This is a genomic window from Streptomyces viridochromogenes DSM 40736, from assembly GCF_000158955.1.
GTDB classification, from domain to species: domain Bacteria; phylum Actinomycetota; class Actinomycetes; order Streptomycetales; family Streptomycetaceae; genus Streptomyces; species Streptomyces venetus.
In genome coordinates, this window is the sequence record NZ_GG657757.1 from 7820587 (window position 1) to 7839216 (window position 18630).

Annotated in this window: 21 protein-coding genes; 9 read left to right on the plus strand and 12 right to left on the minus strand. The window is 72.0% G+C overall.

Annotated features, from left to right (window positions below; all coding sequences use genetic code 11):
- Window position 1: 1 nt before the first annotated feature.
- Complete coding sequence (locus SSQG_RS43575; RefSeq protein WP_039934235.1) at window positions 2-130, minus strand: hypothetical protein; 129 nt, start codon at window positions 128-130, stop codon at window positions 2-4.
- 325 nt (window positions 131-455) lie between these two features.
- Here SSQG_RS43575 and SSQG_RS43240 point away from each other — a divergent pair, with 325 nt between their 5' ends.
- The 4 genes from SSQG_RS43240 to SSQG_RS34245 all read left to right on the plus strand — a co-directional run bounded on the left by SSQG_RS43240 (window position 456) and on the right by SSQG_RS34245 (window position 5135).
- Window positions 456-620, plus strand: a complete 165-nt coding sequence (locus SSQG_RS43240; protein WP_244299341.1) for a hypothetical protein — start codon at window positions 456-458, stop codon at window positions 618-620.
- A gap of 252 nt (window positions 621-872) precedes the next feature.
- Entirely contained in the window at window positions 873-1847 is a 975-nt protein-coding gene (locus tag SSQG_RS34235) for an SCO0930 family lipoprotein (protein WP_003994562.1), read from the plus strand.
- Window positions 1848-2181: 334 nt separating this feature from the next.
- On the plus strand, window positions 2182-2994 hold the full coding sequence (locus SSQG_RS34240) for an SAM-dependent methyltransferase (RefSeq protein ID WP_003994563.1): 813 nt from the start codon (window positions 2182-2184) through the stop codon (window positions 2992-2994).
- Window positions 2991-5135 carry a putative bifunctional diguanylate cyclase/phosphodiesterase gene (locus tag SSQG_RS34245; RefSeq protein ID WP_003994564.1) on the plus strand — a complete coding sequence of 715 codons (2145 nt, stop codon included), beginning with the start codon at window positions 2991-2993 and terminating at the stop codon, window positions 5133-5135. The genes SSQG_RS34240 and SSQG_RS34245 overlap by 4 nt, the downstream gene beginning before the upstream one ends.
- A 95-nt stretch (window positions 5136-5230) precedes the next feature.
- Here the strand turns inward: SSQG_RS34245 and SSQG_RS34250 are convergent, their stop codons facing one another.
- Window positions 5231-6115 (minus strand): LysR family transcriptional regulator, encoded by an 885-nt coding sequence (locus tag SSQG_RS34250; protein ID WP_003994565.1) that lies wholly within the window; start codon window positions 6113-6115, stop codon window positions 5231-5233.
- A gap of 118 nt (window positions 6116-6233) precedes the next feature.
- Between SSQG_RS34250 and SSQG_RS34255 the strand changes: the two genes are divergently transcribed.
- Genes SSQG_RS34255 through SSQG_RS34265 form a run of 3 tightly spaced genes read left to right on the plus strand, consistent with a single transcriptional unit; the run spans window position 6234 to window position 9599 of the window.
- Window positions 6234-6905, plus strand: coding sequence for a succinate dehydrogenase (locus SSQG_RS34255; protein WP_039934237.1), 672 nt, complete (start codon window positions 6234-6236; stop codon window positions 6903-6905).
- A gap of 1 nt (window position 6906) precedes the next feature.
- Window positions 6907-8856 carry a fumarate reductase/succinate dehydrogenase flavoprotein subunit gene (locus SSQG_RS34260; protein ID WP_003994567.1) on the plus strand — a complete coding sequence of 650 codons (1950 nt, stop codon included), beginning with the start codon at window positions 6907-6909 and terminating at the stop codon, window positions 8854-8856.
- Complete coding sequence (locus tag SSQG_RS34265) at window positions 8853-9599, plus strand: succinate dehydrogenase/fumarate reductase iron-sulfur subunit (protein ID WP_003994568.1); 747 nt, start codon at window positions 8853-8855, stop codon at window positions 9597-9599. Before SSQG_RS34260 ends, SSQG_RS34265 begins: the two co-directional genes overlap by 4 nt.
- Before the next feature lie 83 nt (window positions 9600-9682).
- On the opposite strand, the gene SSQG_RS34270 is transcribed toward SSQG_RS34265, so the two are convergent.
- Genes SSQG_RS34270 through gvpO form a run of 8 tightly spaced genes read right to left on the minus strand, consistent with a single transcriptional unit; the run spans window position 9683 to window position 13258 of the window.
- A complete protein-coding gene (locus tag SSQG_RS34270; protein ID WP_003994569.1) occupies window positions 9683-9976 on the minus strand; it encodes a gas vesicle protein K in 294 nt (97 codons plus the stop codon).
- Entirely contained in the window at window positions 9973-10221 is a 249-nt protein-coding gene (locus SSQG_RS34275) for a gas vesicle protein (RefSeq protein WP_208865687.1), read from the minus strand. Before SSQG_RS34275 ends, SSQG_RS34270 begins: the two co-directional genes overlap by 4 nt.
- Window positions 10218-11069, minus strand: a complete 852-nt coding sequence (locus tag SSQG_RS34280; protein WP_003994571.1) for a GvpL/GvpF family gas vesicle protein — start codon at window positions 11067-11069, stop codon at window positions 10218-10220. The genes SSQG_RS34275 and SSQG_RS34280 overlap by 4 nt, the downstream gene beginning before the upstream one ends.
- The gene (locus SSQG_RS34285) at window positions 11066-11410 is read right to left on the minus strand and encodes a gas vesicle protein (RefSeq protein WP_003994572.1); all 345 of its coding nucleotides are present in this window, start codon (window positions 11408-11410) and stop codon (window positions 11066-11068) included. Before SSQG_RS34285 ends, SSQG_RS34280 begins: the two co-directional genes overlap by 4 nt.
- Window positions 11407-11664 carry a gas vesicle protein GvpG gene (locus SSQG_RS34290; RefSeq protein WP_003994573.1) on the minus strand — a complete coding sequence of 86 codons (258 nt, stop codon included), beginning with the start codon at window positions 11662-11664 and terminating at the stop codon, window positions 11407-11409. The genes SSQG_RS34285 and SSQG_RS34290 overlap by 4 nt, the downstream gene beginning before the upstream one ends.
- 4 nt (window positions 11665-11668) lie before the next feature.
- Entirely contained in the window at window positions 11669-12436 is a 768-nt protein-coding gene (locus SSQG_RS34295) for a GvpL/GvpF family gas vesicle protein (protein ID WP_003994574.1), read from the minus strand.
- Window positions 12433-12897 carry a gas vesicle structural protein GvpA gene (locus SSQG_RS34300; protein WP_003994575.1) on the minus strand — a complete coding sequence of 155 codons (465 nt, stop codon included), beginning with the start codon at window positions 12895-12897 and terminating at the stop codon, window positions 12433-12435. The genes SSQG_RS34295 and SSQG_RS34300 overlap by 4 nt, the downstream gene beginning before the upstream one ends.
- A 37-nt stretch (window positions 12898-12934) precedes the next feature.
- Window positions 12935-13258, minus strand: coding sequence for a gas vesicle protein GvpO (gene gvpO / locus SSQG_RS34305; RefSeq protein WP_003994576.1), 324 nt, complete (start codon window positions 13256-13258; stop codon window positions 12935-12937).
- 238 nt (window positions 13259-13496) lie between these two features.
- On the opposite strand from gvpO, the gene SSQG_RS34310 reads away from it, so the two are divergent.
- The gene (locus SSQG_RS34310) at window positions 13497-14264 is read left to right on the plus strand and encodes a GNAT family N-acetyltransferase (RefSeq protein ID WP_003994577.1); all 768 of its coding nucleotides are present in this window, start codon (window positions 13497-13499) and stop codon (window positions 14262-14264) included.
- Window positions 14264-15079: a lysophospholipid acyltransferase family protein gene (locus SSQG_RS34315; protein WP_003994578.1), complete on the plus strand. Its 816-nt coding sequence runs from the start codon at window positions 14264-14266 to the stop codon at window positions 15077-15079. The genes SSQG_RS34310 and SSQG_RS34315 overlap by 1 nt, the downstream gene beginning before the upstream one ends.
- Before the next feature lie 153 nt (window positions 15080-15232).
- Here the strand turns inward: SSQG_RS34315 and SSQG_RS34320 are convergent, their stop codons facing one another.
- Window positions 15233-17581: an ATP-binding cassette domain-containing protein gene (locus SSQG_RS34320; protein ID WP_003994579.1), complete on the minus strand. Its 2349-nt coding sequence runs from the start codon at window positions 17579-17581 to the stop codon at window positions 15233-15235.
- Between the two features lie 11 nt (window positions 17582-17592).
- Entirely contained in the window at window positions 17593-18591 is a 999-nt protein-coding gene (locus SSQG_RS34325) for an LLM class flavin-dependent oxidoreductase (RefSeq protein ID WP_003994580.1), read from the minus strand.
- Window positions 18592-18630 lie beyond the last annotated feature (39 nt).

Here is an 18630-nt window from a genome sequence, read left to right on the forward strand (position 1 = left end):
ATCAGCGCGCGCGCAGCGCGGCGACGGCGACCACCGCGGGCACCGTGACGAGCAGGACGAAGGTGAGGGGCGAGATGGTGTTGTTCGAGCGTCGCGGTCGTGGCGCGATGCGGTACGCCGGGTAGTGCACGGGCGTGGCGGCGGGACGCTGCGCGGGCTCGGCCGGCGGCGCGGGTGCCGGGGCCGGGGGTGGCGGAGGTACGGGCCTGGGGGCCGGCCGAGGCGGGGGTGCAGCCGGGCGGGGAGCGGGCGGCGGCGGTTTCGGCCGGGCCGTGGGTGACGGTTTCGGGGGCGGAGGTGAGGGCTTCGGCCAAGGTGTGGGCTTCGGGGGCGGTGTGGGCTCCGGCGACGGGGTCGGAGTCGGTGTTGGTGTCGGAGTCGGCGTCGGCGTCGGCTTCGGTGGAGGGGGCGGCGGCGTGGGGGTGGGGGTCGGTGGCGGTGGTGGGCACGGCGGCTTGGTCGGCCAGGTCTTGCTCCCGGCGTACGCCACCGCCTCTGTGCCGTCCGGCCCCGTCGAGGCGTACGCGCAGGCGTCGGCCGTCGCCGGTCCCGCCGGTGCGCCGACGAGCGCCCAGGTCAGCGTCGCCACCGCCAAGGCCCTTGCGGCGAGGGCGGATTGAGTCGATAGGGGTCCATACACGACGAAGATCATGAGCTTTGTTCCGCCGGGACGCGCCGGGATACAAGGGAATTGCCCCGAAAGGGGGATTTCCGGGCGCGGCTGGTTTGGTCAGCGGCAGTGCCCGTCACAGGTTCCCGAAAGAAATTTGGCCGTTCGTTGAACACGGACGCGGTCCCCATGCGTACTCATGACCGTGCGGCGGCGCAGCAGGGCGCTGCAACACCCTTGCGATTATGGGGAGTTGTTGACGATGAAGACCTCCTGGCGGAGCGCTTCGCTCGTGGCGAGCGCCGCGGCGGTAATGGCGCTGACGACGGCGTGCGGCCAGGACAGCCCTCCGGCGGCCAGTCAGAACGTGGGCGCCACGGCGGCACCCGGAGACTACGGAAGCATCGGCGCCGGCTCGGGCACCGGGGGCGTGGGGGCCGGCACCAGCGCCCCGGCCTCGCCGAGCGCTTCCAGCCCGTCCAACCCCGCGGGCAAGCTGTCCGTCTCCACCGCCGAGAAGGTCGGCAAGGTCGTGACCGACAGCCTGGGCCTGACCCTCTACCGGTTCGACCAGGACACCGAAGAGCCGCCCAAGTCGAACTGCGACGGCGACTGCGCCAAGACCTGGCCGCCGGTCCCCGCGGACGACTCCGAGGCCGGCGAGGGCATCGACAAGGCGCTGCTGGGCTCGGTCACCCGGGCCGACGGCACCAAGCAGCTGACCGTCGGCGGCTGGCCGGCCTACCGCTACGCCAAGGACGTCAACGCCGGTGACGTCAAGGGCCAGGGCGTGGGCGGCAAGTGGTACGCGCTCGCCCCCGACGGCAAGAAGGCGCAGGGCGGCGGGGCCGGGGAGGGGGAGGCCGAGCAGGCCGGGCTGTCCACCCGTAAGGACCCCAAGCTCGGCGAGATCGTCGTCGACAAGAACGGCATGACCGTCTACCGGTTCAAGAAGGACGAGGCCTGGCCGAAGCCCGTCTCCAACTGCATCGGCGAGTGCCTGAAGAAGTGGCCGCTCGTGGAGCCCGTCGACTTCGCCGACACCAAGGGCATCCAGGAGAAGGGCTACATGGTCTTCGACCGGACCGACGGCAAGGGCAAGCAGCAGACGATCAACTGCTCGCCCATCTACACCTTCGCCGGTGACAAGGCTCCCGGTGACACCAACGGCCAGGGCGTCGGCGGCACCTGGTACGCGGTGCGGCCCGACGGAAAGCTGGTCGGCGCGTCTGAGTAGTAGTGAAACCTCCCCAGGGTTGATCAGTTCGCCGCCCGGCGACGCCGACCCGGTCCGCCCCTCCGTGCCGCACGGAGGGGCGGACCGTTTTGCCGTGCTTCACCTGACCTCATCGAATTCCTGATGCTCTTCCCGTTCCACTCCGGAACTCTCCGGAAATGCCTCGAACACTGTTCGCCATGTGTTCGAAGCGTATGCGGGCGGGTATCAATTCGGCACGTGCCGCAGGCAGTGACCGGGAACGGATGGTCAATTTCCGTTTCGGGTCGCTCCATTGGCGGGCGATCAGTAGCCTCTGCTCGAACACCGGATCGCCTACGCCTTGGAGAGATAGATGGAGCGTCCCGCCTGGGCTCCACGGAGCATCGACATCTCGGTGCCCAGCGTTTCCCGGATGTACGACTACTACCTGGGTGGATCGCACAACTTCGAGGTCGACCGGGAAGCGGCCCGCAGGGCCATGGAGTTCATGCCGGGACTGCCCAAGATCATGCAGGCGAACCGGGCGTTCATGCGCCGCGCCGTGCGGTACGCGGCCGGCCAGGGCATCACCCAGTTCCTGGACATCGGCTCCGGCATCCCCACCTTCGGCAATGTGCACGAGGTGGCCCAGGCCGCCAGTCCCGGCGCGCGCGTGATGTACGTCGACCACGACCCGGTGGCCGTCGCCCACAGCCAGGCGGTCCTGGAGGGCAACGCCGACGCGGGCATCGTCGCCGCGGACCTCCGCAAGCCCCAGGACGTCCTCAGCAGCGTCGAGCTGGAGCGGCTGATCGACCTGAATCAGCCAGTGGCCCTGCTCCTCGTTGCCATACTGCACTTCGTGGAAGACGAGGACGACCCGTACGGGGCGGTGGCCGAGCTGGGCGAGGCGCTCGCCCCCGGCAGCCTGCTCGTGCTCACCCATGCCTCCTACGAGGGCATACCGCTGCCGCAGGAGCGGGCCGGGGGCGCGGTGAGCGTGTACGAGGACATTCGCAGTCCGCTGATCATGCGCTCGCGCGAGGAGATCGCGCGGTTCTTCGAGGGGTACGACATGGTGGAACCCGGACTGGTGGCGATGCCGTGCTGGCGACCCGACACCGCACCGGAGGACGAGGATCCGTATGCGTTCTCCGGGTTCGCGGGCGTGGGGCGTACGGCGTGATCGCGGAACCGGACGGGCCGGAGGACAGACTGCGGCGGTTCGCGACGATCTGGAGCCGGGCGGTCTTCCCGGTGACCTCGACGTCGTCGACCCGACCGGAGTTCGAGGAACAACTGCTGCCGCTGGCCCGGCGGTTGAGCGAGGCACTGCGGGCCCGCGCCTTCGACTCCGACGAGGGCCGGACGGTGGGCGCCGCCCTCGTGGAGGCGCACTGCACCGACCCGGAGGCGCTCAGCCGCACGCTGGACTGCGTGGACGCCTACCTGGTCCTGTACTGCGGCGGCGACGGCGACCAGGAGGACCTGCGGGCCCGCTGCGCGCGACTGCAGCACGCGATGGCCGCCGGCTTCGCGCGGGCACTGCGGAGCCGGACGCTCGCCGAGCAGGAGGCCATCGCCCAGGCCGCCCTCAAGGCGCAGGGCGTGGTCGCGCAGGCCCTGCACGCGAGCGAGGCCCGCTTCCGCGCCGTCTTCGAGGGCGCGGCCATAGGCATCGGCATGGCCGACCTCGAAGGCAACATCCTCCAGGTCAACGGCGCGCTGCTGCGCATGTTCGGAATCTCCGAACAGGCGCTGCGCAGCCGCAACGTCATGGAGTGGACCCACCCCGACGACGCGCCGCAGACCTGGCGGCTCTACGAGGAGCTCGTGCGCGGCGAGCGGGAGCACTACCACCTGGAGAAGGCGTTCTACCGCCCTGACGGAACGGTCCTGTGGACCAACCTGACGGTCTCCCTGCTGCGCGACGCCGACGGCGCACCGCAGTACCAGCTCGCCCTCATGGAGGACACCACCGAGCGGCGGCTGCTCAACCTGCGCCTGCGCTACGAGGCCACGCACGACGCCCTCACCGGCCTGCCGAACCGTACCTTCTTCTTCGAGCGCCTGGAGAAGGCACTGGGCGCCGGGAAGGGCCAGCGGTTCGGGCTGTGCTACCTCGACCTCGACGGCTTCAAGACCGTCAACGACAGTCTCGGTCACGCGGCCGGCGACCGGCTGCTGGTGGAGGTCGCCGACCGGCTCCAGTCCTGCGCCACCGCGCCCGGCGAGATGGTCGCGCGGCTCGGCGGTGACGAGTTCGTGGCGCTGACCACCGGCCCCGACACCCAGCGCGAGGTCGACGAGCTCGCCGCCCGGATCATGAACGCGCTGCTCGCCCCCATCAGCGTCGACGGCCGGGAGCTGACCGTGCGCGGCAGCATCGGCATCGTCGAGGGCCCGGCCGGGGAGCGCGGCCCGGCGGAGGTGCTGCGCAGCGCGGACATCACCATGTACCGGGCCAAGTCGGCCGGAGGCAACCGCTTCGAGCTGGCCGATCCGGAGGCGGACGCCCGCGCGATCACCCGCCACGGGCTCACGACCGCGCTGCCGACGGCCCTGGAGCGGGGCGAGTTCTTCATCGAGTACCAGCCACTGGTGCACCTCGGCGACGGCAGTGTGCGCGGCGCGGAGGCCCTGGTGCGCTGGCTGCATCCGCAGCACGGCGTCCTCGGCCCGGACCGCTTCATCCCGCTCGCCGAACACACCGGGCTGATCGTGCCGCTCGGCCGCTGGGTCCTGGAACAGTCCGTACGGCAGGCCCGCGAGTGGCGGGAACTGCACGGCGGCGCGGAGGCCGTGGGCCCGCTGCGGATCAACGTGAACCTCTCGCCCTGCCAGCTGACCCACCCCGGTCTGGTCCAGGACACCGTCGACATCCTGGAACGCACGGGCATGGCACCGGACGCGCTCTGCCTCGAGGTCACGGAGTCGGCCCTGATCGGCGCGGACGACGACCTCCTGAAGCCGCTGCGCCGCCTGGCCGAAATGGGAGTCGACATCGCCCTCGACGACTTCGGCACGGGCTACTCCAACCTCGCCAACCTCCGCCGCCTCCCGGTCAGCATCCTCAAACTGGACCGCTCCTTCACCCAGAGCATGCAGCAGTTCCCGGCCGACCCCGTCGACCTCAAGATCGTCGAGGGAATCGTCTCCCTGGCCCACAGCCTGGACCTGGCGGTGACGGTCGAGGGCGTGGAGACAGGAGCCCAGGCCGAACAACTCCGCGTACTGGGCTGCGACACGGCCCAGGGCTGGTACTACGCCCGCCCGGGCCCACCGGAACGCCTGCACGAACTGGCCCTGGTGGACGCCACGGGCTAGGGAGTCATGCCTTTAGGGGCGCGGGGAACTGCGCGACCAGCCACAACGCACCCGCACCCCTGAACGGCGCTGACACACAACGGCGCTCCGGAAAGTCAACGTTCCAGCAACATCCGCTGCAACTCCCGAGCCGCCCGAGGCGGAGCCACATCACTGCGATGCGCCAGCGCAATCGTGCGGTGCAGGCCGGGTCTGGCCAACGGCGTCACCCGAAGGCCACGATCCGACCTCGCCGCCACCATCCGCGGCACCACAGCAACCCCCAGCCCGGCCCCCACAAACCCCAGCACCGCATCCATCTCCCCACCCTCCACCGCGAAGTCCGGCTCGAACCCCTCCGCACGGCACGCCGCCACCGTCAGCTCCCGCAGGTCGTACCCGTGCCGGAACATCACCATCCGCTCGCCCTCCAGGTCGCAGACCCGCACCGTGCGCCGCCCCCGGCCGGGCCTCGGCGCGTCCGGGGACGAGACCACGACCAGGTCCTCCCGCAGCAGCTCCACCGTGGTCAGCGCAGGTGACGGCGTCGGCAGGGGCAGCACCACCAGCGCCAGGTCCAGCGCACCCCGCGCCAGCTCCCGCACCAGGTCGTGCGAGCCGCCCTCCTCGATCAGCAGCCGAATCCCCGGATAGCGGTCGTGAAAGGCTCGCAGCACATCCGGCAGCAGTCCCGTGCACAGACTCGGCGTCGCCCCCAGCCGCACCCGCCCGCTCCGCAGCTGCGCCAGCTCCTGCACCTCGTGCCGGGCCGTCTCCGCGTCGGCCAGGATGCGTCTGGCCAGGGGCAGCAGCGCCTCCCCGGCGTCCGTGAGCGTGATGTTGCCGCGTGCGCGTAGGAACAGGTCCGCGCCCAGCTCCCGCTCCAGTGCCTTGATCTGCTGCGACAGCGACGGCTGCGCGACATGGACCAGATCGGCGGCCCGGGTGAAGTGCCGGGTCTCGGCGACGGCCACGAAGTACTGGAGCTGCTGGAACTGCATACTCGTACGATAGCCCCGTCCTATGGAATCAAGCCGGACCATGTCTTGGACCGATCGGCCGAGCGTCCGTAGCGTTCTGGCCATGGCTCTGGCAACGCGGACGGACCGACGGCCGTCCATGGCACGCACCGTGTGGGACTCCACCGTCGGCAAGAAGACCGTGATGGCGGTCAGTGGGCTGATCATGCTGCTGTACCTGGTCGTCCACATGATCGGAAACCTGAAGATCTTCTTCGGGGCCGGCGAGTTCAACCACTACGCCCACTGGCTGCGCACCGTCGGTGAGCCGTTCATGCACGACGAGTGGACGCTCTGGCTCGTCCGCGTCGTGCTGGTCGTCGCCGTCGTCGCCCACGCCACCTCGGCGTACCAGCTCAGCCGCCGCGACATCAGGGCCCGGCCCAGCAAGTACGTGCACAAGAAGCCGCGCGCCTCCTACGCGACACGCACCATGCGGTGGGGCGGCGTCATCCTCGGCCTGTTCATCGTCTGGCACATCCTCGACCTGACGACCGGCACCGTGCACTCCGGCGGCTTCCAGCACGGTCACCCGTACCAGAACGTCGTGGACACCTTCTCCACCTGGTACGGCAACGTCGTCTACATCGTCGCGATGCTCGCGCTCGGCCTGCACATCCGGCACGGCTTCTGGAGTGCCGCCCAGACCCTCGGCGTCGGCAGCCGCAGCCGGGACCGTGCCCTCAAGACCGTCGCGAACGTCCTCGCGCTGCTGCTCACGGCCGGCTTCATCGCCGTACCCGTGGGCGTCATGACCGGAGTGGTGAGCTGACATGACCTCTTACACGGACTACGCGACCGGCGAGCCGGTCACCGACACCAAGGCCCCCTCGGGACCCGTTCACGAGCGCTGGGACAAGCGCCGCTTCGAAGCCAAGCTGGTCAACCCCGCCAACCGGCGCAAGCACACCGTCATCGTCGTCGGCACCGGCCTCGCCGGCGGCTCCGCCGGGGCCACCCTCGCCGAGCAGGGCTACCACGTGGTCCAGTTCTGCTACCAGGACTCCCCGCGCCGCGCCCACTCCATCGCCGCGCAGGGCGGCATCAACGCGGCGAAGAACTACCGCAACGACGGCGACTCCGTCCACCGCCTGTTCTACGACACCGTCAAGGGCGGCGACTTCAGGGCCCGGGAGTCCAACGTCCACCGGCTCGCGCAGATCTCCGTCGAGATCATCGACCAGTGCGTGGCACAGGGCGTGCCCTTCGCCCGCGAGTACGGCGGCCTGCTCGACACCCGCTCCTTCGGCGGCGTCCAGGTGTCGCGCACGTTCTACGCCCGGGGCCAGACGGGGCAACAGCTGCTGCTCGGCGCCTACCAGGCGCTCAGCAGGCAGATCGCCGCGGGCAACGTCGAGATGCACCCGCGCACCGAGATGCTCGACCTGATCGTCGTCGACGGACGGGCGCGCGGCATCGTCGCCCGCGACCTCGTCACGGGCGAAATCGGCACGTACTTCGCTGACGCCGTCGTCCTCGCCTCCGGCGGCTACGGCAACGTCTTCTACCTGTCGACGAACGCCATGAACTCCAACGCCACCGCCATCTGGCGAGCCCACCGGCGCGGCGCGTACTTCGCCAACCCCTGCTTCACCCAGATCCACCCCACCTGCATCCCGCGCACCGGCGACCACCAGTCCAAGCTGACGCTGATGAGCGAGTCGCTGCGCAACGACGGGCGCATCTGGGTGCCGAAGGCGAAGGGCGACCGGCGGCCCCCGAACGAGATCCCCGAGGACGAGCGCGACTACTACCTGGAGCGCATCTATCCGTCCTTCGGCAACCTGGTGCCGCGTGACATCGCCTCGCGCGCCGCGAAGAACGTCTGCGACGAGGGCAGGGGAGTGGGCCCCGGCGGGCAGGGCGTCTACCTCGACTTCGCCGACGCCGTCGCCCGCATGGGGCGGGCGGCCGTCGAGGCCAAGTACGGCAACCTCTTCGACATGTACCAGCGGATCACCGACGAGGATCCGTACCAGGTGCCGATGCGGATCTACCCCGCCGTGCACTACACGATGGGCGGACTGTGGGTCGACTACGACCTCCAGACCACCGTCCCCGGCCTGTTCGCGATCGGCGAGGCCAACTTCTCCGACCACGGCGCCAACCGGCTCGGCGCCTCCGCGCTGATGCAGGGACTCGCGGACGGCTACTTCGTCCTCCCCTCGACCATCAACGACTACCTGGCCCGCAACCCGCACCACGACGCGGTGACCGACGAACACCCCGTCGTCCAGGAGGTGCTGGCCGAAACCCAGGACCGGCTCAACCTGCTGCTGTCCGTCGACGGCGACCGCACCCCCGACTCCTTCCACCGCGAGGTCGGCGAACTCATGTGGGAGTTCTGCGGCATGGCCCGCACCGACTCCGGGCTGCGCAAGGCGCTGGAGCGCATCCCGCAGATCCGCGAGGAGTTCTGGCGGCGCATCAAGGTGCCCGGCACCGGCGAGGAGTTCAACCAGTCGCTGGAGAAGGCCAACCGCGTCGTCGACTACCTGGAGCTGGCCGAGCTGATGTGCCTCGACGCGCTGCACCGCTCCGAGTCCTGCGGCGGCCACTTCCGCGAGGAGTCCCAGACGCCCGACGGCGAGGCCGCCCGCAAGGACGACGAGTTCGGGTACGCGGCCGCCTGGGAGTTCACCGGCACCGGCGAGGCTCCCGTCCTGCACAAGGAAGACCTGGTCTTCGAGTACGTCCACCCCACCCAGCGGAGCTACGCATGAAGCTCACCCTGCGCGTCTGGCGGCAGAAGAACGCCGACGCCGACGGCACGATGTCCACATACGAGGTGGACGGGATCTCGCCCGACATGTCCTTCCTGGAGATGCTCGACACGCTCAACGAGGAGCTCATCGTCAAGGGCGAGGACCCCGTCGCCTTCGACCACGACTGCCGTGAGGGCATCTGCGGGGCGTGCTCGCTCGTCATCAACGGCGATGCGCACGGGCCCGAGCGGACCACCACCTGTCAGCTGCACATGCGGTCGTTCGAGGACGGCGACACGATCGACGTCGAGCCGTGGCGGGCATCCGCGTTCCCGGTGATCAAGGACCTGGTCGTCGACCGGTCGGCGTTCGACCGGATCATTCAGGCCGGCGGGTACATCACCGCGCCGACCGGGGCGGCGCCCGAGGCGCACGCCACGCCGGTGCCGAAGCCCGACGCCGACCTCGCCTTCGAGCACGCCGAGTGCATCGGGTGCGGGGCGTGCGTGGCGGCCTGTCCCAACGGGGCGGCGATGCTGTTCACGTCCGCCAAGATCAACCATCTCAATGTGCTGCCGCAGGGGGCGCCCGAGCGGGAGACACGGGTGCTGGACATGGTGGAGCAGATGGACGAGGAGGGGTTCGGGGGGTGCACGCTCGCGGGCGAGTGCGCCACGGCCTGCCCGAAGGGGATTCCGCTCATGTCCATCACCAGCATGAACAAGGAGTGGTTGCGGGCCGCGCGGAAGGTGAAGCGGTAGCGCCCAGGGGCTCTTGTGCTTCGGCGGCTGCGGGTGGACTGTGGCGGGTCGCGCAGTTCCCCGCGCCCCTTGCCGGGGCGTCATCACACGCCGGGGTCGGCGAGGAGCGGTCCCAGCGGGCCGAGGTCCAGGTTGAGGTCGCTGCGCCGCAGCCCGTGCTGTGCGCACAGTTCGTCCATGCGCTCGTCCAGCAGCATCAGCGCGGTACCGAGCCGGTCCTCCTGCTCGGCGCTGAGCGTGCCCTCGTCGAAACGGCGGACCGCCTGACGTTCCATGAGCTGCCGCAGGAGCTCCACCACGGTCAGCACCAGGGCCGCCAGATCGTTCGTGACGCGCTCGGGATCGAGGTCCAGCGCGTGGGTGCGCGGGGCGGTCACAGCGGCCCGCTGTCCGACCAGGGCGCGGGGACCCGGTCACTGACCGACGCCAGCAGGGCGTGCAGGGAGATCCGCACCAGTGGCACGTCGGCGATGGCCAGCACCAGGTCACCGCTGACCACGACGCCCGTCGCCAGCACCCGGTCGAGCAGGTCGACGAGCGGCACCCCGACGGGTGCGTACGGCTCCGGGGCGTCCCAGGGCACCGCCGTGCGGTCGGCACCGCCGGGGACGGGTACGGTCATGCGCCGGCCTCCTGGTACGCGTCACCCTCCGCCTCGTCCGAGCGGGCGAAGGAGTACGGGATCCAGGGCCCCGACATGCTGACCTCCAAGGCCGACCGGTGGGCGTCGCGGGCCAGTTCGCCGACGGCCCGGACGAACTCGGCGCGCCTGCCGTCGTCGACCAGATACGCCGCGTTGAGCAGCTGCGGGACGCTCCTGCCGGTCAACTGCTCGCTCTGCGGCCGGTGTCGGGTCGCCGCGACGGCGTACCGCCGCAGCTCCCGGTCGACGGCGTGGGCCCGCGCCAGCGCCCGCTCGCGCTCCTCGCGTTCGGTGCGCCGCCGCTCGCTCACCCGGCGCAGGTACGACCGCCCGTCGGCGGGCCCGCCCCCGGCGGGGCCGGACGCGTGAGCGATTCCGGGGCCGTGCACCTTCACCGCCCACTCGGTGCGGTTGCGCAGCCGGTCCAGCAGGGTGCGCAGGGACGCGGCCCGGGCGGTGACGGCCCGCACGGCGTTGTGGTCGTCCAGGTACAGCGTCGCCATCGGCAGGGGAACGACGGGGCCCGCACTCGCGGCCGTCTCCACGCCCCGGTGGTGGGCACGGGCGCAGCGCTCCAGTTCGTCCGGCCGGTTGAGCCGCTCCGTGAGCGCCTCCTCGCCGAAGGCCGCCGCGGGAACGTCCTGCACGACGAGGTACAGCGGCCCCGCGGCCAGGACGCGCAGCGGACCGCCGCCGTCATGGCCCGATGTCACCGACACCGCCGCGTTCCGCGGAGGCATGTCCGTCACGGCGAACACGCAGGTGACGGTGGGGTGCGGCAGGTCCGGCCCGGTCGCGCAGGCCCGGTCGGCCGGCAGCGTGCTCATCGGGCCACCTCGGAGGTGTCGGCGTCGGCGTCCTCCAGGGCCTCGAGACGCGCGCGCAGCCGCGCGTTCTCCTCGCTGAGGGCGTCACGCGCGGCGCGCGAGGACAGCGCCGGGTCCGTCTCCCACCAGTCGATGCCCGCCTTCTTGGCGGTCTCCACCGAGGCGATGAACAGGCGCAGACGGATGGTGAGCAGTTCGATGTCGAGCAGGTCGATCTTGATGTCGCCCGCGATGACGATGCCCTTGTCCAGGACGCGTTCGAGCAGGTCCGCGAGGCTTCCGGAGGGCGGCCCGGCCGGCTGTACTCCGGGGCCCGCGGGCCAGGTGCCGAGGTCGGTCACGAAGCGCCCCCGCGATGTCCCGTGTACCGGACCGGACTGTCGAGGCGGGCGAGCAACCGCTCCTCCTCTTCCTCGAAGGCCGCCTCGTCGATGGCGCCCTCCTCCAGGGCCCGGTTGAGTGCCGCCAGTCGCGCCTGCACCGCACGCGGGTCGGCGGCCTGGCGTTCGGCCTCCTGGAGCAGGTGGTCGGCGACCCAGAGCGTGCCGCGCACCGGGGCGAGCGGCAGCAGCAGGAGCCCGGTCACGAGTCCCACCGGGTCACCGGCCGGCCGTGGCGGACGGGGCTTCGACGAAGCTGTAGCACGGCAGCGGACCGGTCACGCCGAGCGCCAGCCGGTCCCCGACGTCGCGTGCCTGCGCGGCCACGGCCTGCCGGAAGCGCTGTTCGTCGGCGGACCGCACCAGGAACGACGTGCTGAGCACCTGCTCGTCGTCGACCGGCCCCTGCGCCGTGCGCACGGCGAGCGGGGCCAGGTGGGCGAGCACCACCCGTGCCGCGCCCCGGGCCTCGCGCGCGACACCCTTGGCGAGCGCCTCGCCCAGCCGCACGTTCGCCTCGTAGCCGGGGCGCTCCCGTGTCCGGCGGGCGAGCGTGCGCAGCGTGTCGTCCCTGCGCACGAGGTCGGCGAAGCAGCCGGGCACCACCGTGCCCTTCACGTTCATCTCGACGCAGCCCCGTACCCCGTCGAGCTGGGACATCAAGTGGGCCCGATCGGTGCGCAGTTGGCCGCGCAGCGACTCCGCGTCGGGAGTCAGGACGGCGAACCGCATCGGCAGGACGGGGCCCTGCGCGGCGAGCTCGCCGAGCACCGCCTGATGGGCCATCAGGTCCCGTCGTCGCGCCCGGACGGACTCCGGCGCGTCCGAGACGGCCGCGCACAGCCCGTCCTCGGTCAGCAGCCGCACCGCCGCGCCGTCCACCCCGGGCGCCCGCGGCGTTTGGACGCCCTCGGGGGCGATGCCGTACACGTACAGGGTGCCGAGCGTGCCGGCGGTGGTGAGGGCGGCGGTGGCCGTCACGTTCATTCCTCCTCGGCCTTGCGGCGCCGGGGCCGCGGGCGGTCGTCGTCACTGCGGCGCTTGCGCACCGGGCGCGGGGCGTCCTCGGTACGGGAGTCGGCGTCGTCGTCACCCTCGTCGTCGTCCGGGGTGAGGACGTCGCGCACCTTGTCGGTCAGGGAACGGGCGGTGCGTTTGGCGCCCGCCTTGCCGATGGTCCTGGAGACCGGCCCGCCGAACAGCTCGGGCACGGTCTTGGAGCGCGTGTCGTGCTCCAGGTCCAGGCGGTTGCACGCCTCCGCGAAGCGCAGGTAGGTGTCGACGCTGGCGACCACGATGCGCGCGTCGATCTTGAGGATCTCGATCCCGACCAGCGAGACGCGCACGAAGACGTCGATCACCATGCCGCGGTCGAGAATGAGCTCCAGCACGTCGTAGAGGGTCCCGGCGCGGGGAGAACAGACGATCTCGTCGCTGTAGACGGTCATGCGGGGGTCCTTCCGGTGGGCGGTTGCGGCGGCCCGGTCACTGGTCCTGGGCACCGCGCCGGAAGCGCGCGATCCGGCGGTACTGCACCAGCTCGCCCGCCGCGTCCAGTTCCACCTGGTACGTCGCGAGCAGGCTGGTGGTGTCGGGGATGCGGGCCAGTTCGAGCACGTCGACGTCGACGACCCAGCCGTCGTCCTCGCCCCGGCACACCGCGGACACCCCTTCGAGGCGGTGGCTGATCAGCTCCGTCAGTGCCTCGGCGGCGCGCCGGGCGGCCGCACCGGCACCGCTCACGCTGCGCCGGCGCTTGGTGGAGGGGGCCGAGCCCCCGCGTCGCCCGCCGGCTCCGGGTTCTGTCATACAGCTCACTCTCGCCGCGGGAGCCGCTGTCCGCGTGCGCAGCTAGGCCATCCGGGCCTCGGTCGCGAAACCGGCCGGGGCACGGGGGCGCGAGCCGTTCAACAACCTCACACCCGTTCTCTCTGCACATGACACGCGAAGGTCAGTCGGCCTCGGGAGAACAGAGGCGGAGGTTCGCACGCCACCGCTCAGCGCCCCGCCCCCGCCTCACCGACCGGCCCGTGACCAGGAGAGTGCCATGACCGGCGTACTGACCGTCGACCGCCCCGCGCAGCCCACGGCCCCCACCCGCTACACCGTCGCCCTCGCCCGCAGCGAGGAGGACGTACGTGCCGCCCAGCGGCTGCGGCACGACGTCTTCGCCGGGGAGCTGGGCGCCCTGCTGGCCGGCCCGCAGCCGGGCCTCGACGTCGACTCCTTCGACGCGTACTGCGACCACCTGCTCGTCCGGGAGGAGACGACCGGCCAGGTCGTCGGCACCTACCGGCTGCTGCCGCCGGAGCGCGCGGCGGTCGCCGGGCGGCTGTACTCCGAGGGCGAGTTCGATCTGACCGCGCTCGACGGGATCCGGCCGCAGCTCGTCGAGGTCGGCCGCTCCTGTGTGCACCCCGACCACCGCGACGGCGCGGTCATCAGCCTCATCTGGGCCGGCATCGCCCGCTACATGGTCGACCGTGGCCACGAATGGCTCGCCGGCTGCTGCTCCGTCCCGCTGGCGGACGGCGGCACCCTCGCGTCCGCCACCTGGGACCGGGTCAGCGACAAGCACCTCTCGCCGGAGGAGTTCCGGGTGCGGCCGCTGCTGCCGTGGACTCCGGGCCCCGCGCCCGCCGACCGTCTCGAACTGCCCGCCCTGCTGCGCGGCTACCTGCGCCTCGGCGCCTGGGTGTGCGGCGCACCGGCCCACGACCCGGACTTCGGCGTCGCCGACCTGTACGTGCTGCTGCCCATGAGCCGCGTCAACTCGCGCTACCTGCGGCACTTCCTCTCCCTCGTCCCGGCCTGATGAGCGCCTGGCTGCCCACCGCGCCCTGCACGCCGCGCGCCTGTGTCGAGGCGTCAGCGGCCGTGCGGGCGCGGGCCGTGCCGCGGGCCGTGCTGCGGCTCGGCGCGGTCCTGCTGCTCCTGCTCGCGGGGATCGCGCTGACGCCCTTCGGCGCCCGGATCCCGCCGTCCCTGATCCGGCGCTGGTGCCGGTGGATCGTGCGGGCCGCCGGTGTCCGCGTCCGTATCACCGGCGCCGCCGCGCCCACCGGCGGACTGCTGCTGGTCGCCAACCACATCTCCTGGCTGGACATCCCGCTGCTCGCCGCCGTCCGCCCCGCCCGGATGCTGGCCAAGACGGAGGTACGGCACTGGCCGGTCGCCGGTGCGCTGGCCGCCCGCGGCGGCACCCTGTTCATCGACCGGGACCGGCTGCGGGCCCTCCCGGACACGGTCGCCCGGATCGCCGGGGCGCTGCGTGAGGGTGCCGCGGTCGCGGCCTTCCCCGAGGGCAGCACCTGGTGCGGCCGGGCGCAGGGCACCTTCCGCCGGGCCGTCTTCCAGGCCGCGCTGGACGCCGGGGTGCCGGTCCAGCCGGTGCGCATCCGCTACCGGCTCACTGGCGGCACGGCCTCCACGGCCCCCGCGTACGTCGGCGAGGACACACTGCTCGCCTCCTTGTGGCGGGTGGCGACGACCCGCGGCCTGATCGCGGAGGTCGAGGTCCGGGACCCGATCCCGCCGGAAACCGGCACCGACCGCCGCGCCCTGGCGCGCGCCGCCCAGCCACCGGAGACGACGGCACCGTCGTGGACGCACACCGTGCTGGTGGCGTAGGCGCTCCCCGATGCGCGCGGAGGGCCCCTGGGCCCTCGGCCGGGCCTCCAGCCACGGCGGGTCCGGACCCCCGGCCGGTGCCGGACCCTCGCCCGGTGCCGGGCCCTCGGCCTGTCCAGTTTCCTCGTGTCGGTCCGGCGCGCAGGCGCGCTCTCAGCGGGAGCCGGACAGCGTGCGCGCCAGATACGGCGCCGTCCGGCTCTCCGCCGAGCGCGCGACGTCCGCCGGCGGCCCCGCCGCCACGATGCGTCCGCCCGCGTCGCCGCCGCCCGGGCCGAGGTCGATCACCCAGTCCGCGCGGGCGACGACGGACATGTCGTGCTCGACGACGATCACGGTGTGCCCGGCGTCGACGAGGCCGTGCAACTGGCGCAACAGGACGTCCACATCGGCCGGATGGAGACCGGTCGTGGGCTCGTCCAGGAGGTGCAGGGTGTGGCCGCGCCGGCCGCGCTGCAGTTCGCTCGCCAGCTTGATGCGCTGGGCCTCGCCACCGGAGAGCTCCGTCGCGGGCTGGCCCAGGCGCAGATAGCCCAGACCGACGTCGAGCAGGGTGGTGAGGCTGCGGGCCACGGCCGGGGTGTCCGCGAAGAACTCCGCCGCGCTCTCCACCGTCAGATCCAGCACCTGCGCGATGTTCCGCCCCCGGTACGTCACCTCCAGCGTCCGAGGGTTGTAGCGGGCCCCGCCGCAGTCCGGGCAGGGAGCGTACGTGCTCGGCAGGAACAGCAGCTCCACGCTGACGAAGCCCTCGCCCTGGCAGGTCTCGCAGCGCCCGCCCGCCACGTTGAAGGAGAACCGCCCGACGCCGAAACCGCGTTCGCGGGCCCCGTCGGTGGCCGCGAACACCTTGCGCACGACGTCGAAGAGGCCCGTGTAGGTGGCGAGGTTGGAGCGGGGCGTGCGGCCGATCGGCCGCTGGTCGACCGAGACCAGCCGGCCCACTCCCGCCGAGTCCTCCGTGATCTCGCCGATGAGCGTGGACTTGCCGGAGCCCGACACGCCGGTCACCGCGGTGAACACGCCGAGCGGGAACTCCGCCGTCACTCCACGCAGGTTGTGCCGCGTGATCGGGCCGGTCTTGAGCCACCCGGTGGCCTCGCGCACGTCCCGGGCCGGGGCGGGGGAGTGGTCGAACAGGTAGCGGGCCGTCGCCGACTCCTCGACTCCGGCCAGCTCGGCCACCGGGCCGCTGTGCAGCACACGCCCGCCGTGCTCGCCCGCGTCCGGACCCACGTCGACCAGCCAGTCGGCGCCCCGCATGACGTCGAGGTGGTGCTCCACCACGAACACCGAGTTCCCGGACGTCTTCAGCCGTTCCAGCACCGTGAGCAGCGCCTCGGTGTCCGCGGGGTGCAGTCCGGCCGACGGTTCGTCGAGGACGTAGACGACGCCGAACAGGCCGGAGCGCAGCTGGGTGGCGAGGCGCAGGCGCTGCAGTTCGCCCGCGGAGAGGGTGGGGGTGGGCCGGTTGAGACTGAGGTAGCCGAGCCCCAGCTCCAGGACCGGCGCGATACGGGAGCGCAGGTCGTCGGTGAGGACCCGGGCGGCCTCCGAGGTCCCGTCGAGACCGGCGGCCAGCTCCACCAGCGGCAGCGCCGTCAGCTCGGCGATGGTCCGGCCGTCGAACGTCACCGCCAGGGCCTCGGGGCGCAGCCGGCTGCCGCCGCACGCCGGGCAGGGCGCACTGGTGAGGAACCGCTCGGCCTTCGCTCGCAGGGTCGGGCTCTTGGAGTCCGAGAACGTCTTCATCACGTACCGGTGGGCGCTCATGTACGTGCCCTGGTACGGCCGTTGGATGCGGTCGGCGTCCCGCACGGGGTGGACGGTGACCACCGGCTGCTCGTCGGTGAACAGGATCCACTCCCGTTCGCCGGCCGGCAGTTCCCGCCACGGCCGGTCCACGTCGTGGCCCAGCGCGTCGAGGATGTCCCGCAGGTTCTTGCCCTGCCAGGCTCCCGGCCACGCCGCGATCGCCCCCTCGCGGATGGACAGCGACGGGTCGGGGACCATGAGCTCCTCGCTCGTACGGTGCACCCGCCCCAGCCCGTGGCACTGCGGGCACGCCCCGGCCGCCGTGTTCGGCGAGAAGGCGTCGGAGTCGAGCCGCTCGGCACCGGGCGGGTAGGTGCCGGCCCGGGAGAACAGCATCCGCAGGGAGTTCGAGAGGTTGGTGACGGTGCCGACGGAGGAGCGCGAGGTGGGCGCCGAGCGACGCTGCTGGAGCGAGACGGCCGGCGGCAGACCGGTGATCTCACCGACCTTCGGCGCGCCGACCTGGTGGATCAGCCGGCGCGCGTACGGCGCGACCGACTCGAAGTAGCGCCGCTGCGCCTCCGCGTAGATCGTGCCGAACGCCAGCGACGACTTCCCCGAGCCGGACACGCCGGTGAACACGGCCAGCACGTCCCGGGGGATGTCGACGTCGATTCCCTTGAGATTGTGCTCGCGGGCTCCGCGGACACGGACGTACGGGTCGTGGGCGCTGCGAGGGTCGTGCATGGACACCGACTCTAACCGGAGGTGATCGCGGCCAGCCGCCGGTAGGAGTCCAGCAGCGCCTCGCGGTCGTGCGTGCTGGTGGTGACCAGGACCTCCTGCGCCCCGGTCTCCTTCAGCACCGTCTCCAGCTCGTCCGCCACCTGCTCCTCGGTGCCCGCGACGTGACCGGTCAGTCCGGCCTCGTGGAGAGAGCGCTCCTTGGCGGTCACGGTGAGCGCCTCGACCCGCTCGGCGGGCGGCAGGGGCGGGAAGGTGCCGCGGGTCCGGGAGTACGCCATCGACCAGGCCTCCGGGATCAGCAGCCGCCGGGCCTCCTCGGGCGTCTCCGCCACCGCGACCGTGCCGGAGATGACGACGTAGGGCTCGGCCGCCCAGGCGGAGGGACGGAAGTGGTCACGATAGTGGTCGATGCCGCGCAGCATCTTCTCCCGGTTCCTGAGGTCGCCGATGACCATGGGCAGACCGAGACGGGCGGCGATGCCGGCGCCCTCGCCCATGGCCAGGACGAACGGCGGTACGGTCAGCCCCTCGGCGGGGCGGGCGTGCACCCCGGTGGGGGAGGTGCCCTCGAACCAGCCGAGCAGCTCCCGCAGCTGGGCCTCGAAGTCGTCGGCGTCACCCTTGTCGCGGCCCAGAGCCCTGCGCACCCCGTCCGTGAAACCGACGGAGCGTCCGAGCCCCATGTCGATCCGCCCGGGATACAGCGATTCCAGCACCCCGAACTGCTCGGCGACGACCAGCGGCCGGTGGTTGGGCAGCATCACCCCGCCCGTGCCGACCCGGATCGTCCGGGTCGCGCCGGCGACGGCGGCGGCCAGCACGGTCGGCGCCGAACCGGCGACCCCGGGCACCCCGTGGTGCTCCGACACCCACACCCGGTGATAACCGAGCCGCTCCAGCTCCCGCGCCAGCCGCACCGTGTCACGCAGCGCCTCGCCGTGCGTGTGCCCCTCGCGGGTGCGGGAGCGGTCGAGGACGGAGAAGCGGGTCGACGCGATCACTGAACTCACACCAGGGTCAACACCCGTGGAGCGCAGGGATTCCCGGCG

Bases quoted from the DNA above. Each gene is read 5' to 3' on its own strand.
- SSQG_RS34235 (WP_003994562.1), top strand. From the start codon at position 873: ATGAAGACCTCCTGGCGGAGCGCTTCGCTCGTGGCGAGCGCCGCGGCG.
- SSQG_RS34240 (WP_003994563.1), top strand. From the start codon at position 2,182: ATGGAGCGTCCCGCCTGGGCTCCACGGAGCATCGACATCTCGGTGCCC.
- SSQG_RS34250 (WP_003994565.1), bottom strand. From the start codon at position 6,115: ATGCAGTTCCAGCAGCTCCAGTACTTCGTGGCCGTCGCCGAGACCCGG.
- SSQG_RS34255 (WP_039934237.1), top strand. From the start codon at position 6,234: ATGGCACGCACCGTGTGGGACTCCACCGTCGGCAAGAAGACCGTGATG.
- SSQG_RS34260 (WP_003994567.1), top strand. From the start codon at position 6,907: ATGACCTCTTACACGGACTACGCGACCGGCGAGCCGGTCACCGACACC.
- SSQG_RS34265 (WP_003994568.1), top strand. From the start codon at position 8,853: ATGAAGCTCACCCTGCGCGTCTGGCGGCAGAAGAACGCCGACGCCGAC.
- SSQG_RS34275 (WP_208865687.1), bottom strand. From the start codon at position 10,221: ATGACCGTACCCGTCCCCGGCGGTGCCGACCGCACGGCGGTGCCCTGG.
- SSQG_RS34280 (WP_003994571.1), bottom strand. From the start codon at position 11,069: ATGAGCACGCTGCCGGCCGACCGGGCCTGCGCGACCGGGCCGGACCTG.
- SSQG_RS34295 (WP_003994574.1), bottom strand. From the start codon at position 12,436: ATGAACGTGACGGCCACCGCCGCCCTCACCACCGCCGGCACGCTCGGC.
- SSQG_RS34300 (WP_003994575.1), bottom strand. From the start codon at position 12,897: ATGACCGTCTACAGCGACGAGATCGTCTGTTCTCCCCGCGCCGGGACC.
- gvpO (WP_003994576.1), bottom strand. From the start codon at position 13,258: ATGACAGAACCCGGAGCCGGCGGGCGACGCGGGGGCTCGGCCCCCTCC.
- SSQG_RS34310 (WP_003994577.1), top strand. From the start codon at position 13,497: ATGACCGGCGTACTGACCGTCGACCGCCCCGCGCAGCCCACGGCCCCC.
- SSQG_RS34315 (WP_003994578.1), top strand. From the start codon at position 14,264: ATGAGCGCCTGGCTGCCCACCGCGCCCTGCACGCCGCGCGCCTGTGTC.
- SSQG_RS34320 (WP_003994579.1), bottom strand. From the start codon at position 17,581: ATGCACGACCCTCGCAGCGCCCACGACCCGTACGTCCGTGTCCGCGGA.